Annotated in this window: 9 protein-coding genes; 7 read left to right on the forward strand and 2 right to left on the reverse strand. The window is 60.2% G+C overall.

Going from position 1 to position 14,578, the window contains the following annotated elements; translation table 11 throughout:
* Positions 1-28: 28 nt before the first annotated feature.
* On the reverse strand, positions 29-937 hold the full coding sequence (locus tag AACY19_RS19405) for a LysR substrate-binding domain-containing protein (RefSeq protein ID WP_123469962.1): 909 nt from the start codon (positions 935-937) through the stop codon (positions 29-31).
* A 180-nt stretch (positions 938-1,117) separates the two neighbouring features.
* On the opposite strand from AACY19_RS19405, the gene aspA reads away from it, so the two are divergent.
* The 3 genes from aspA (at position 1,118) to AACY19_RS19420 (ending at position 5,637) form a co-directional block, all read left to right on the forward strand.
* Positions 1,118-2,542: an aspartate ammonia-lyase gene (gene aspA, locus AACY19_RS19410; protein WP_194935750.1), complete on the forward strand. Its 1,425-nt coding sequence runs from the start codon at positions 1,118-1,120 to the stop codon at positions 2,540-2,542.
* Between the two features lie 533 nt (positions 2,543-3,075).
* Positions 3,076-4,524: an alanine/glycine:cation symporter family protein gene (locus AACY19_RS19415; protein ID WP_339452999.1), complete on the forward strand. Its 1,449-nt coding sequence runs from the start codon at positions 3,076-3,078 to the stop codon at positions 4,522-4,524.
* Between the two features lie 108 nt (positions 4,525-4,632).
* Entirely contained in the window at positions 4,633-5,637 is a 1,005-nt protein-coding gene (locus tag AACY19_RS19420) for an asparaginase (protein WP_339453001.1), read from the forward strand.
* Positions 5,638-5,697: 60 nt separating this feature from the next.
* Here the strand turns inward: AACY19_RS19420 and AACY19_RS19425 are convergent, their stop codons facing one another.
* Positions 5,698-6,129, reverse strand: a complete 432-nt coding sequence (locus tag AACY19_RS19425; RefSeq protein WP_339453004.1) for a hypothetical protein — start codon at positions 6,127-6,129, stop codon at positions 5,698-5,700.
* 373 nt (positions 6,130-6,502) lie between these two features.
* Between AACY19_RS19425 and AACY19_RS19430 the strand changes: the two genes are divergently transcribed.
* The 4 genes from AACY19_RS19430 (at position 6,503) to AACY19_RS19445 (ending at position 14,575) form a co-directional block, all read left to right on the forward strand.
* Positions 6,503-7,498, forward strand: coding sequence for an AraC family transcriptional regulator (locus AACY19_RS19430; RefSeq protein WP_339453006.1), 996 nt, complete (start codon positions 6,503-6,505; stop codon positions 7,496-7,498).
* 192 nt (positions 7,499-7,690) lie between these two features.
* Entirely contained in the window at positions 7,691-8,716 is a 1,026-nt protein-coding gene (locus tag AACY19_RS19435; protein ID WP_339453008.1) for a histone deacetylase family protein, read from the forward strand.
* Positions 8,713-9,813 carry a polyamine ABC transporter substrate-binding protein gene (locus AACY19_RS19440; RefSeq protein ID WP_339453010.1) on the forward strand — a complete coding sequence of 367 codons (1,101 nt, stop codon included), beginning with the start codon at positions 8,713-8,715 and terminating at the stop codon, positions 9,811-9,813. The genes AACY19_RS19435 and AACY19_RS19440 overlap by 4 nt, the downstream gene beginning before the upstream one ends.
* Before the next feature lie 157 nt (positions 9,814-9,970).
* Positions 9,971-14,575, forward strand: a complete 4,605-nt coding sequence (locus AACY19_RS19445; protein ID WP_339453012.1) for a hypothetical protein — start codon at positions 9,971-9,973, stop codon at positions 14,573-14,575.
* The last annotated feature ends 3 nt before the right edge of the window (positions 14,576-14,578 follow it).

Raw genomic sequence — 14,578 nt, forward strand, 5'->3', positions numbered from 1 at the left:
GCTCGCTCCCACAGGGCTGCGGGTGGGTTCAAGAGTTTTGGGCAGCGCCGCCTTCAAGCTTGCGCCACAGCAGGCGCACGTTGGCTTTGCGCACCAGCGCGCAGCGGTATAAGCGGATCTCCAGCGGCACGTGCCACTGCGGGCCGCCGCACACCACCAGTTCGCCGCGAGCCAGTTCGGCGCGCACACTCAACTGCGGCACCCAGGCGATGCCCAGTCCTTCCAGCGCCATGCTCTTCAGGCTGTCGGCCATCGCCGTTTCGTAGATCGTGGTGAAACGCAGCTGACGCTGACGCAGCAAGCCATTCACCGAACGCCCAAGAAACGCGCCTGCGCTATACGCCAGCAACGGCACACTCGCATCGCCTTCCAGATCGAACAATGGCTTGCCCTCGGCATCCGCCGCACACACCGGCAACATCTCGGTCTGGCCCAGATGCAGCGACGGGAAGATCTCCGGGTCCATCTGCATCGCCGCGTCCGGGTCATAGAACGCCAGCATCAAGTCACAACCGCCTTCGCGCAGCGCATGCACCGCATCGCCGACGTTGGTCGCGACCAGCCGTGTGGCGATGTTCAGCCCTTCATTGCGCAACTGGGCAATCCAGCGCGGGAAGAAACCCAGCGCCAGCGAGTGAGCCGCCGCCACCTGCATCACTTCGCCCTGCCCACCCTCCAGATGATGCAGATGGCGCAGCACTTCGCCGAGTTGTTCGACCACGGTGCGCGCGGTCACCAGAAAGAGTTGCCCCGCCGCCGTCAGTTCGACGGGCGTGCGCGAGCGATTGACCAATGTCAGTCCCAGCGCCGCTTCAAGGCTGCGGATACGCCGACTGAACGCCGGCTGAGTCACAAAGCGTCGCTCGGCTGCTTGCGAAAAGCTGCGGGTGGCGGCCAGAGCACTGAAGTCCTCGAGCCATTTGCTTTCCAGATTCATCACGTCCTCCCGGACACGCACCAAAACAGGTCACACGTCTGCCGCACACGCGGCGTCACACGGGCATTATGCCGAATGTGCATAGGGCAGTGCTTAACAGCATTGGCCCAAAATCCCCCACAAGCCTAGCATTCGCAGCGTTCCGGCATAGACCGGGTCCATATCGAGATGATTTCTATCATGTCCTCCGCTGCATCTTTCCGCACAGAAAACGACCTGCTTGGCGCCCTCGAAGTACCGGCTCAAGCGTATTACGGCATCCAGACCCTGCGAGCGGTGAACAACTTCCGTCTCTCCGGCGTTCCGATTTCGCATTACCCGAAACTGGTTGTCGGCCTGGCGATGGTCAAACAGGCCGCCGCTGACGCCAACCGCGAGCTGGGTCACCTGAGCGAAGCCAAGCACGCTGCCATCAGCGAAGCCTGTGCGCGATTGATCCGCGGCGACTTCCACGAAGAGTTCGTGGTCGACATGATTCAAGGTGGCGCCGGTACTTCCACCAACATGAACGCCAACGAAGTGATCGCCAACATTGCGCTCGAAGCAATGGGTCACCAGAAAGGCGAGTACCAGTACCTGCACCCGAACGACGACGTCAACATGGCGCAGTCGACCAACGACGCCTACCCGACGGCAATCCGTCTGGGCCTGTTGCTCGGTCACGACACCCTGCTGGCCAGCCTCGACAGCCTGATTCAGGCATTCGCGGCCAAGGGCAAAGAATTCGATCACGTCCTGAAAATGGGCCGGACCCAGCTGCAAGACGCCGTGCCGATGACCCTGGGTCAGGAATTCCGTGCTTTCGCCACCACCATGGGCGAAGACCTGGCCCGTCTGAAGACGCTGGCCCCGGAACTGCTGACTGAAGTGAACCTGGGTGGCACCGCCATCGGTACCGGCATCAACGCCGACCCGCGCTATCAAGCGCTGGCGGTACAGCGTCTGGCGCTGATCAGCGGTCAACCGGTGGTTCCAGCCGCCGACCTGATCGAAGCGACTTCCGACATGGGTGCCTTCGTGCTGTTCTCCGGCATGCTCAAGCGCACCGCGGTCAAGCTGTCGAAGATCTGCAACGACCTGCGCCTGCTGTCCAGCGGCCCACGCACCGGCATCAACGAAATCAACCTGCCAGCGCGTCAGCCAGGCAGCTCGATCATGCCCGGCAAGGTCAACCCGGTCATCCCGGAAGCCGTGAACCAGGTGGCGTTCCAGGTCATCGGTAACGATCTGGCGCTGACCATGGCAGCCGAGGGCGGCCAACTGCAGTTGAACGTGATGGAGCCGCTGATCGCTTTCAAGATCTTCGACTCGATCCGCCTGCTGCAACGCGCCATGGACATGCTGCGCGAGCACTGCATCGTCGGCATCACCGCCAACGAAGCGCGCTGCCGTGAACTGGTCGAGCACTCGATTGGTCTGGTTACCGCCCTGAACCCGTACATCGGCTACAAAAACGCCACCCGCATCGCCGGTCTCGCTCTGGAAAGCGGCCGCGGCGTGCTGGAACTGGTGCGCGAAGAAGGCCTGCTCGACGAAGCCATGCTCGCCGACATCCTGCGCCCGGAAAACATGATTGCTCCGCGTCTGGTTCCGCTCAAAGCCTGAACCGACACGTAACTGTTAGCACCGCTCACCAGGTCGAGGGACTAGACACCTCTCACCTTTTGAGGGCTTGGGGATTTAGTCCCCAGGCCCTTTTTTTTAACTTTCTGATCCTGAGACCCGTATGTCCGGAAACTGCTTTATATGGGAGCGGGCTTGCTCGCTAACGCGTCGCGTCAGTCAGCATCAATGAACCTGACACACCGCTTTCGCGAGCAAGCCCGCTCCCACAAAAGAGCAGTTTCTGTACAAGCCCGGCGCCGGTAACGCCGGGTGCTTCAAAGCCTCGTTTCGTCGCTTGCACCACGACTGTGCAGACGGGCGCGCCACTGATCGGTATAGTGCCGCCCCTCTTCGCATGAGCGGTCGTCGGTAACGAGGCCACAACCCATGTGAAACCCGAACTAATAACAAACCCGCGAAATGGAAACGGGACGAAACCTTCGCCTCACCTGTGGTGCCGTGTGCACACCGGTGTAACACGATGTTTCTTCCATCCAGCATTTGCTTACACAATAAACAGCGAGGAAAAATCCATGCTCGAAGTCATTAACGACTTCCTCTCAGGGAAAGTACTGATCGTGCTCATTGTCGGGCTCGGTAGCTACTTCACGATTCGCTCGCGTTTCGTTCAACTGCGTCATTTCTTCCACATGTTCGCGGTGTTCCGCGACAGCCTCAAAGGCAGCGCCGGGCAACTCAGCTCGTTCCAGGCCCTGATGCTCAGCCTCGCCGGCCGTGTCGGTGCAGGCAACATCGCCGGTGTCGGCATCGCCGTGACCCTCGGTGGTCCGGGCGCGGTGTTCTGGATGTGGGTGACCGCTCTGGTCGGCATGTCCAGCAGCTTCTTCGAATGCACCCTGGCTCAGGTCTACAAGCGCGCCGATGGCGACGGCCTGTACCGTGGCGGCCCGGCCTACTACATCCAGCACGGCCTGAAGCTCAAAGGCATGGCGGTGGTTTTCTCGATCCTGCTGCTGGTCACCTACGGCTTCGCCTTCATCGGCCTGCAGTCCTACACCGTGACCCACTCGCTGCAGAACGCCTTTGCCTTCGACCCACAACACACTGGCATCGTCCTGGCCGTGCTGCTGGCGATCACCTTCATCGGCGGCATCAAGCGCATCGCCTCGGTGTCCGACCTGCTGGTACCGATCAAGACCCTGGCCTATATCGGCGTGACCCTGTACGTGATCGGCACCCAGATCGAACACGTGCCCGCCATGCTGGAGACCATCTTCAAGAGCGCCTTCGGCCTCGATCCGGCCTTCGGTGGCCTGCTCGGCAGCGCCATCGTCATGGGCGTGAAGCGTGGCGTGTTCGCCAACGAGGCGGGCCTGGGCAGTGCGCCGAACGTTGCCGCCGTGGCTGCGGTGAAGCACCCGGGCGCGCAGGGCGTGGTTCAGGCCTTCAGCGTGTTCCTCGACACCTTCCTGATCTGCACCTGCACCGCGCTGCTGATCCTGCTCTCGGGCTTCTACACCCCGGGCTTCGAAGGTGACGGTATCGTCCTGACCCAGAACTCGCTGGCCGCCGTGGTCGGTGACTGGGGTCGCATGTTCGTCAGCGTCGCGCTGTCGCTGTTCGTCTTCACCTGCATCCTCTACAACTACTACCTGGGCGAAAACAGCCTGCAGTTCCTCACCCGCAACCGCGCCGCGCTGATGGTGTTCCGCGGCCTGGTGCTGGCGCTGGTGGTCTGGGGCTCGATGCAGGACCTGTCGACCGTGTTCGCTTTTGCCGACATCACCATGACCTGCCTGGCCTTCGTCAACCTCGTGGCCCTGGCCATGCTGTTCAAGGTCGGCATGCGTGTGATGCGTGACTACGACGCGCAACGCCGCGCCGGCGTCAAACAGCCCGTGTTCGACTCCAGCAAATTTACCGATCTGGACCTGGACCTGAAGGCCTGGCCGACCAACCCGTCTGCGGCTCCCGGCAAGACCGAAGCCGAGCCGCAAGGCGTACCTGCAGCGCAACGCTGACAGGTAAATGACGGACGCATCCCCTGCGCCCGTCAGTTATTGTGATGCAATAACCTGTAGGAGTGAGCCTGCTCGCTCCCACAGGAACTCATCGTTTCGGAGAATCCTATGAACCCTTCGACTTATCCCGCCGCCCAACACGTCATGGTGCTCTACACCGGTGGCACCATCGGCATGCAGGCCAGCGCAAATGGTCTGGCCCCGGCGTCCGGTTTCGAAGCGCGGATGCGTGACTATCTGCACAGCCAGCCTGAGTTGGTGGTGCCGCAGTGGCGCTTTCGCGAGATGTCGCCGCTGATCGACAGCGCCAACATGACCCCGACCTATTGGCAGCAACTGCGCGAAGCGGTGGTCGATGCCGTTGACGTGCAAGGCTGCGACAGCGTGCTGATCCTGCACGGCACCGACACCCTGGCCTACAGCGCCGCGGCGATGAGCTTCCAGTTGCTCGGCCTGCATGCACGGGTATGCTTCACCGGCTCCATGTTGCCAGCGGGCGTCACCGACAGCGATGCCTGGGAGAACCTCAGTGGCGCACTGGTTGCCCTCGGCCAAGGTCTGGCGCCGGGCGTGCACCTGTACTTCCACGGCGAACTGCTGGCGCCGACCCGCTGCGCGAAAGTGCGCAGCTTCGGGCGTCATCCATTCAAGCGCCTGGAACGTCAGGGTGGCGGGGTAAAAGCCCCTTCGATTCCTGCGGCGTTAAGCTACAACCAGCCCAGGCAACTGGCCAAGGTTGCCGTGCTGCCGCTGTTCCCGGGCATCAGCGCGGAAGTCCTCGACGGTCTGCTCGACAGCGGCATTCAGGGTCTGGTGCTGGAGTGCTACGGCAGCGGCACCGGGCCGAGTGACAACCCGACGTTTCTCGCCAGCCTTGGCCGTGCGAGAGACAACGGTGTGGTGGTGGTCGCGGTCACGCAGTGCCATGAAGGTGGGGTTGAGCTGGATGTGTATGAAGCGGGCAGCCGTTTGCGTGAAGTTGGCGTTTTGTCTGGCGGTGGTATGACGCGCGAGGCGGCGTTCGGCAAGCTTCATGGACTGCTTGGTGCAGGGCTTGAAACGCAGGAAGTGCGCCGACTCATCGAACTTGACCTTTGCGGTGAACGCCTCTGATCAGCGTTGGCAACATAATCAAACCTTCCTGCAAACCTGTTTGCAGGAAGGTTTGAACGATCAACTCAATGTCACTGAAAATTGTCCGCTGGAAAGTCTGGAGTCCCCTTCCCGTCCACCATCAATGTCATCCAGCAACCCTTCGATTTTCTTGCTGCCCTCTTGCCACTCGACACGAATCCAGCCACTTGCTGCCAACCACTCTTGTGTAGAGTTCTGGAATAAGAAGTAGACTGGTACACCCGGTGCGGTGAAGTTCACTTTCTGACTCAAGAGGGACTTGTTAATAACCAGATAAATGAAGTGATTAAGGTTCGGATTCCCACCACGCATATCGAATTCCATAACAACTTCATTTGCGCGCACCTCGGCGCGGCTAACCGGATACGTCTGCTCGACTTCATCTACTTTAACTTTGATTTGACCCTCAGCTGCCATTTTGATCCCTTTGAAAAATTCCGCCGTATATTTTTCAGAATTTGAACGACTCATATAAATCTCCTTTCTAACTCATCAATTAAAGTTCATATCCTCTCAGCGAGAAGCGCAATGGCAACTTAGTCCCGACTCAACCCCCTGTAAAAAAATAATCGTGATAAACATATACGACGAGCGGCAAGAAAATCGTTAAAAAACCTGTAATTTCTGACAGTAGACGTCAACCGGCTTCAACTTTAAAATTGGCATACACAACGCTTTATAAAGTTTCCAAAAAACCAACTAAAGATAATCAAACAAATGACTTATTAAAAACAGCCTCCTGTTTGCTATTGAAAATTTTGTCATTATTTAATCTTCAATTCATCAATCGAGGTGAACGGCACATAAATTGCTGAGATTTACCGTCCATGGCCGGAAACTTTTTATGTTGCACTCTCACCTCACCACCCTCAATGCGGTCTCGCTGATCCTCAACACCTTCAAGGCCGAAGGCCTGTCGAGCGAGGCGCTGCTGGCCGGCAGCGGCATCAGTGCAGCGGATCTGAACCGCGCCGACACGCGCATCACCACCAATCAGGAAATGCAGGTCTGCGCCAACGCGGTCGCGCTCAAGCACGATATCGGTCTGGAACTGGGCCGGCGCATGCACGTTTCCTGCTACGGCATCCTCGGTTACGCCCTGCTGACCTGTGCCACCTTCGGTGACGCTTTGCGCCTGGCGATTCGCTATCCAGCGCTGTTGGGAACACTTTTCGAGCTAAGCCTGGAAGAGGATGGTGAGCGCGTCTGGTTCGTCGCGGCGGATTATCGCGAGAGCCCGGCGATGGCGGCGTTCAATGCCGAGTTCTGCCTGGTCTCGCTGAAAGTGATTTGCGATGACTTGCTCGGGCATCCGCTGCCATTGCTTGCCACGCGGTTCGAACACTCAGCGCCGGATTACCGCGACAGCTATGCCGAGCACTTCAACTCGCCGCTGCACTTCTGCGCCAAAGACAACGCATTTGCCTTTGATCGACATTGGCTCGATCAGCCGCTGCCGTTGGCGGATGCCATCACCCATCAAGCCATGGCCGAGCGCTGCCGCAAACAGAACCTGGAATTCACCGGGCGCCAGGCCTGGCTCGGGCGAATCCGCCAATTGCTCAGCGCTCAACTGAATGCCGCACCGGGACTGGAAGGACTGGCGCAGCAGATGAACTGCTCACCGCGCACCTTGCGTCGGCATCTCAAGGACATGGGCAGCAGTTATCAGGAACTGCTCGATGAGCTGCGTTTCGAGCGCGCCAAGCAGATGCTGTGTGAGGATCAACTGCCGATCTATCGCATTGCCGAAACCCTTGGATTCAGCGAGACCGCGAGTTTCCGCCATGCGTTCGTGCGCTGGAGTGGCGTAGCACCGAGCCAGTTCAGACCGCACTGAAAATCAGATGCGCAAGCACGGCGCCTCCCACAACGGTTTTGTATTTCATCCCCGAATCGGCGTCATCGAGGGGCGAATTTCGGTCAGAGTTTTTGGCCACATCAATCCCCTTTTGGCCTTTCCTGCCGTTTTCCGATTCGCTTCACGCCGCAACACTGGGGGCAACCGAATCAGCCCTGCGGAGAACAACAAATGCTGACGATCTACTCAGACGATCACCACCTGCACCATGGCCGCTGCGAACTCATCGATGGCCAGCTCAAGCCGTGCTTCGAAATGCCGTCGCGTGCCGACCACGTCTTGCAGCGCGTAAAAAACCAGAACCTGGGCGCGGTCGAAGAACCAGCGGATTTCGGTCTGGAGCCCATCGCTCGCATCCACAGCCGCGACTACCTCGACTTCTTCAAGGGCGCATGGGATCGCTGGACTGAATTCAACACCGACGGCGACTTGCTGCCCTACACCTGGCCGGCGCGCACGTTGCGTGCGATCAAACCGACCAGCCTGCACGGTCAGCTCGGCTATTACAGCTTCGACGGCGGTGCACCGATCACCGCCGGCACCTGGCAAGCCGCCTACAGCGCCGCGCAAGTTGCCCTCACCGCCCAAGCGGAAATCCAGCGCGGCGCCCGTGCGGCCTTCGCCCTGTGCCGTCCACCGGGCCACCACGCCGCCAGCGATTTGATGGGCGGTTATTGCTATCTCAACAACGCCGCCATTGCCGCGCAGGCGTTCCTCGATCAGGGCCACAAGAGGGTCGCGATCCTCGACGTCGACTATCACCACGGCAACGGCACGCAGTCGATTTTCTACGAGCGCAGTGACGTGCTGTTCACCTCGATCCACGGTCATCCGGAAGCAGAATTCCCGTTCTTCCTCGGCTATGACGATGAGCGCGGCGAAGGTGCCGGTGAAGGCTTCAATTTCAACTATCCGCTGCCGGCCGGCTCCGGTTGGGATGTGTGGAGCGCGGCGCTGGATCAAGCCTGCGACGAGATCGACCGCTATGGCGCCGATATCATTGTCGTCTCGCTTGGCGTCGACACCTTCAAGGACGATCCGATCTCGCAGTTCAAACTCGACAGCCCGGATTACCTGGCGATGGGCAAGCGTATTGCCGCCCTCGGCAAGCCGACGCTGTTCGTCATGGAAGGCGGTTACGCCGTGGAAGAAATCGGCATCAACGCGGTGAACGTGCTGGAAGGTTTTGAGCAATGAAAACCCTCAAGCACGTTATCGCGCCAGTCCTGTGCGCTGCGCTCCTGAGCACTGCCGCGCATGCTGAAGAACGCACCCTGCGCGTCTACAACTGGTTCGATTACATCACGCCCAAGGCACTGGAAGACTTCAAGGCGCAGAACGCCCAGACCAAACTGGTCTACGACATCTTCGACACCAACGAAGCGCTGGAGGCCAAGCTTCTCACCGGCAACTCCGGCTACGACGTGGTGGTGCCGTCCAACGTGTTCCTCGCCAAGCAGATCGAGGCCGGGGTATTCCAGCCGCTGGACCGCAGCAAGCTGCCGAACTGGAACCACCTCGATCCGAAACTGATGAAGCTGATCGAAGCCAACGACCCGGGCAATAAATTCGCCGTGCCGTACATGTACGGCACCATTCTGATCGGCTTCAACCCGGCCAAGGTGAAAGCGGCGCTGGGCGACAACGCGCCGATTGATAGCTGGGATCTGATCTTCAAGGAAGAGAACATCAGCAAGCTCAAGCAGTGCGGCGTCGCCCTGCTCGATTCGCCGTCGGAGATTCTGCCACTGGCCCTGCAGCACCTCGGCCTCGATCCGAACAGCAAGAACCCGGCGGATTACGCCAAGGCTGAAACGCTGTTGATGAAGATCCGCCCCTACGTGACTTACTTCCATTCGTCCAAGTATATGGCCGACATTGCCAACGGCGACATCTGCGTGGCGGTCGGTTATTCCGGCAGCTTCTCGCAAGCGGCCAACCGCGCCAAGGAAGCCAGGAACGGCGTGGTGGTCGACATGCGTCTGCCCAAGGAAGGCGCGCCGATCTGGTTCGACATGCTCGCCATGCCCAAAGGCGCGAAAAACACCGAAGACGCCTACACCTTCATCAACTACCTGCTGCAACCCCAGGTGATCGCCCCGGTCAGCGATTTTGTCGGCTATCCGAACCCGAACAAGGACGCCACCGGCCTGGTCGATCCGGCGATCCGCAACAACCCCAACCTGTACCCGACCGATGCGGCGATGAGTACGCTCTATACCCTGCAACCGCTGCCACGGGATGCCGAGCGGGCACGCACCCGGGCCTGGACCAGGATCAAGTCCGGCACCTGACCCGCACTTTCGCCCTCTCAAAGACCTGCCTGCGTGCAGGTCTTTTTTTGCCCGCGATATCTATATACCGCCACGCCGACCCTGATCGTCACTAACGTGCAACGGAACGCGCACCGAACGCCCGACGGTGCCGACGCCCACCTCACAGGAAGTGACCATGAGCGAAGATTCCAGCACCGCCGCCGACCTCGACCTCGACCTCGACCTCTCCAATGATCAGGACAATTTGCTCACCCAATTGGTGGCCGGCCCGTCGATCCGCGAAGTCGCCACGCAGGCATTACTGCCGGCACTGAAAAGCCTTTATCCGCAACTCGATATCGATCCGCGCCTGGCGCTGGTGGTGACGCCCACCTGGCGCGTTGACGAAGAGCACGTCCACCCCGGACCGGTCCACTATGAATCACTCACCGATGCCTTGGTCCGTCATGGCGTGACGTCGAGCACGGTGCGTTATTTCGATGGTGAGCACTACCTCACCCAGGACCTCGCCGCGCCCGTCACGGTGCAGATGCCTGTCAGCATCGAGGCCATCGGGCAGTTGCTCAACGAACTGGCGCCGTTGCTGTTTTTTGCCTTTGAAGAACAGCAGATCGGTTACTGGAATCAGCTTGTGATGCCCTCGACACCGCGCTGGAAACAGTTATCCAACTCCCTGCGCGATTGCTGGAACGTCGACGCCGGGCCGGACTGGAGCAGTGACGAGGTCAGCATGGCCCGCCACCTGTTCGCCCACCCGGAAAAAGACGCGCGCGCGACAGCCGACCGCTATCAATCACGCGCCTGCCTGATCGACCTCGACTACGTTCGCGAAGAGGGCGTTACGAGCCACTTCAACACCCTCGACATGGCCGTGCTGATCGGAACCGCAGGCGCGCGTACCGTAATCATCTCGCACACCGTGACCGCTGGCTTTGAGCGCCACGACACGCTGTCGGCGCTCGGCGAATCGCTGGCGAGGTATACCGATGGAAAGAAACCCGGCAACGCTCTGCAATGGCGACTGATCGAACCCGACGGCAATTACTTCGATCATCTGGCCTGCAGCCTGGTTGCCCTGCAAGCCGACGCCATCGGCGCACTGGCCAAGGACAGCGATGCCGCAACGCGCGATCCGGCCCCGCATATCAGCCAGGCCAACATCGAACTCGACCCCACGGACAAAAAGGCCTCTTCGCAATTCAACCGGGTCGAGCAGAGTCTGCCGGACTGGATGATCGACGCCTCGCCCGCCGACCTCACCGCATACAGCCGTCACTTGATGGACCTGGCGACCGTGCGCACGCAAAGCAAGGGCCAATCGTTTGAGGACGGCATCAAGCCGATCCGCGAGTTCGCCCTGGACAGCCTGCGCGAAGCCATGCTCAAACAACACGCGGACGCGACGACAGTGAATCTGGCGGACATCGAAATCGAAGTCGACAGCGTCGTGGTCTGGGGCACCTTCGTGCCGCTGATGGAGCCGGAGCGCACCACGCTGAGCCTGGTCGACCTGGCGCTGCAAAACCTGATCGCCGAGCCGCTGGGTAACAAGATCGTGCGCAGCAAAAGCAAGGCCACGCTGCCGTCGTGGATGACGGTGACTTTTCTGGAAGCGTTGATCGTCAGCGTCGACATTGGCAAAACCTACCCGGCGCTGATCAAGAACAAACTGCTCGACGATCCTGCGCAAAGCCTGCGCCGGCAGACGTTGTTTACCCGTCACTTGCGCGTGGAGCTACCGCTGCTGGCCTTGCAGCAAAAGATTCAAGGCAAGTACGGGATCGACGAGTTGGGCTACCGCTATGTCGCTGCGGTGGTTCAGCCGCTCGAGGCCAATCGCTGGGTCGATGGTCAGGAAATCGTCATCCGCCCACTGGCGTTCAATCCCGGCTGGCGCCTGGTGGGTGCGCCGGATGAAGTGGCCAACATGTTCGTGATCGGCCCCCGGCAAATGGACAAAGGGCCCTGCCTGCTTTACCGGCCCCTGCTCGCTCAGCCCTTGAGCCAATACCCGACACCGACCAACCTGATCTACGCCATCAAGCACTCGGCGACGCTGCGTCAATCGGTGCTGGCCTGGTTACCCGAGAGCGTAACGAGCAACTACGCCAGCTACGCGCTCACCGGCAGCCTGCCGTCGGTCTGGTCGCTTGCGCAGTTACTGGCAGACCCGCTGACCCCGCTGCAGATGGGCGGCACGCTGGCCCTGGGCTCGCGGGTTATCGACGGCGATTATCTGGCCTTCCTGTTCAAGGCCAACACCGATGCGCTGGTCGAACTGGCGGACCGGCAATCGGTGTCCAATGCGCAAAACCGCTGGGCAACTTTCAAGCAGAGTGCCTGGATGATCTTCAACGCCGCGTTGCCTTTTCTCGGCCGCACGGTCGGTACCGTTGCCTGGATCTGGCAGGTGCTGGACGACGTGCAGCAGACCCTCGACGCTGTCGAGCGCGATGATCAACAGCAACAGTTCAGCGCCATGACCGACCTGCTGCTGATCCTCGCAATGGTGCTCGCCCATCACGCCAGTACCCGCCAGTCGCGTACCAAAGGCCTTGAGAAAAAAACCTCGGACGCCAACCAGGCCCGCCTTGAGGAAAAACCGCAGGCGCCTTTGAGCATTGTCCGCTTGCCCGATATCACCGGTGACTCGAACCCGGCGCAACACCGCACCAGCGTGCTTACCGATAGTGCCTTGAGCCTTACGCAAACGCTGGAAAGCTTCGCGATCCCCCGCCCGCCATTAATGGTTTCGCCCGACAGCACCAGTGGTCTTTACCGTCACCTGCATCGCCTCGGCACTCGCTACTACGTGCCGATTGGCGAACGCTGGTTTGAAGTGGCGGTCGATGACACGGGCGCGGTGGCAATGATCGACACTCGCCAGCAGCCTGTACGCCACGGACCTGCACTGATCAACAATACCGGCGGCCAGTGGTTCGTCGATACCCGATTACGCCTGCGTGGTGGCGGCTTGTCGGCCCGGCGCAAAGCACTGAAGCAGCAAAACCGACAACGCATCGCCGATCTCAAGCAGCATCTGGTCGAATTCGATAACGAGCGCGAAAGTGCCAAAACCGAGCTGATCGCCGCCTACCAGAAAATGAAAAGCGCCAGCGACCAGGCATCGCCAGGACTGCAGCAGGCGTTTCTCGAAATGCTCGAAACCCGCTCCCGGCAATACGATCTGCCGATGGAACAGCTCAAGGCCTTGAGTCTGCTGGACACGGTACCCAACTACCGTCAGGCCATGGTCTCGATGCTCGAAACCCAGCTGCATCTCAATCAGACATGGCTCGATCAGAAGAACCCCGCATTCGTCCAGACCCTGCGCGACACGCTGGCCCTGCTGGAGGCCGAAGAAACCAGCGTCGGCACCGGAAATCGTGCGCTGTGTGAGCAAATGGTCGACCTGACCGAAGGCGTGATCAACAAGATCGAATTTGCAAAGCTGAAGTTTCAGGCACTGGAGCGGCTGGGTCGCAGTGCCGCCGAAGTCGTTGTGCAGTACCGCCAGCGCTTGCCGGCATTCAGCGTCAACGACCTCAAGTCGCTGCAGGTTTCCCTGGCCAGCGAGGTGTGCCTCAAGGAAGGCGACAGCGCTGCACTGGGCGAGGCCCGGGCAGACTTTTCGCGCCTGCTCGACACCACCAATCTGACGATTCAGACCTCTCAGGAATTGATGCTGGAAGACACGCCCACCGCCATCGGCGAACGCGTCGAAGCCTTCGACGGATTGCTCGAACAGTTTGTCGCCATCGACCAGGCACTGGATGATTTCGCCCTCGACCACAAGGAAGCCGTGCTTGAGCAGCCGTTTCAGCATGTGCGCAAGCGCATCGGCGAATTTCAGAAAACCACTGAAGATCATCTGGCGCAGTTACTGCGCGAGCAGGTTCCGACGGAGCCCCGACCGGGCCCCTCGAAGCCTGCACGGACACCGCGCAAACGGGTGGTCAAGACACGCTTCAAAGGCACGGTCGTCGGCGAGGAACGGCCCTCGGCGCCGGGTGAGCCCGTGCTGCTGGAGGTGCGCGCGCCGATGACCGGCAAAGTCATCGCCACGTTCCATGAAAAGACGCCGGGCATGTGGGTCGAGCGCGTGCCCACCAAACCTCGCCGCCCCGCCGCCCAGCTCACGCTCGATGCGCAACTGGTCCAGGGGCAGACACTGCTCGACGAGCTGGACAATTTCATTCGGCAAACCGAGACGAGTTCGAAGAAAGCTGGCCGTATCCCGGTGGAAATCGAGGATCTGTTACGCCAGAAAGGCGAACACTGCGATCAGAGCGCCCGTGCTCTGGAACGCGCCCTGAGCAGCTCCGATACCACTGAAAGCCAGCTCCTGAGCGGCACGAAACTGAAAAGCGAACTGCAACAGGCCCGTGATCGATTGAATGCCGAGGGCTATCGACTACGGGTCGACATGATCAAACAGCAGCCGCCCACCGCCGCGCGCATCGAATGGCTACTGAGCAAGGACGAGATCGACATCGTGCCCACCGCGGGACGGCGTCGACTCAAGGGGCCGCGCCGGGATTATCTGAAGGAATACGAGATTCGTGACCGGAAGACCCGCAAGGCTCTGTGGTACGCGCACTTCCACTACGCCACGCCGGATGGGCCGGTGGAAAACTTTACCGCCGCCCATTTGAAAACCAGCGGACAACGCTTGCTCGCGGGCGCCTTCGAGGTCAGTGCAGATACGACCAACCCGCAAGTGATCGCCATTTATCGCAGCGAGATCAGTGCACAACTGGCACGCAAACTGTTTTTTTAATAC

The sequence above is a fragment of the Pseudomonas sp. EA_5y_Pfl2_R50 genome (assembly GCF_963970475.1).
Lineage (GTDB): Bacteria > Pseudomonadota > Gammaproteobacteria > Pseudomonadales > Pseudomonadaceae > Aquipseudomonas.

Coding starts and splice junctions, on each gene's coding strand:
- AACY19_RS19405 (WP_123469962.1), bottom strand. CDS start 937: ATGAATCTGGAAAGCAAATGGCTCGAGGACTTCAGTGCTCTGGCCGCC.
- aspA (WP_194935750.1), top strand. CDS start 1,118: ATGTCCTCCGCTGCATCTTTCCGCACAGAAAACGACCTGCTTGGCGCC.
- AACY19_RS19415 (WP_339452999.1), top strand. CDS start 3,076: ATGCTCGAAGTCATTAACGACTTCCTCTCAGGGAAAGTACTGATCGTG.
- AACY19_RS19420 (WP_339453001.1), top strand. CDS start 4,633: ATGAACCCTTCGACTTATCCCGCCGCCCAACACGTCATGGTGCTCTAC.
- AACY19_RS19425 (WP_339453004.1), bottom strand. CDS start 6,129: ATGAGTCGTTCAAATTCTGAAAAATATACGGCGGAATTTTTCAAAGGG.
- AACY19_RS19430 (WP_339453006.1), top strand. CDS start 6,503: ATGTTGCACTCTCACCTCACCACCCTCAATGCGGTCTCGCTGATCCTC.
- AACY19_RS19435 (WP_339453008.1), top strand. CDS start 7,691: ATGCTGACGATCTACTCAGACGATCACCACCTGCACCATGGCCGCTGC.
- AACY19_RS19440 (WP_339453010.1), top strand. CDS start 8,713: ATGAAAACCCTCAAGCACGTTATCGCGCCAGTCCTGTGCGCTGCGCTC.
- AACY19_RS19445 (WP_339453012.1), top strand. CDS start 9,971: ATGAGCGAAGATTCCAGCACCGCCGCCGACCTCGACCTCGACCTCGAC.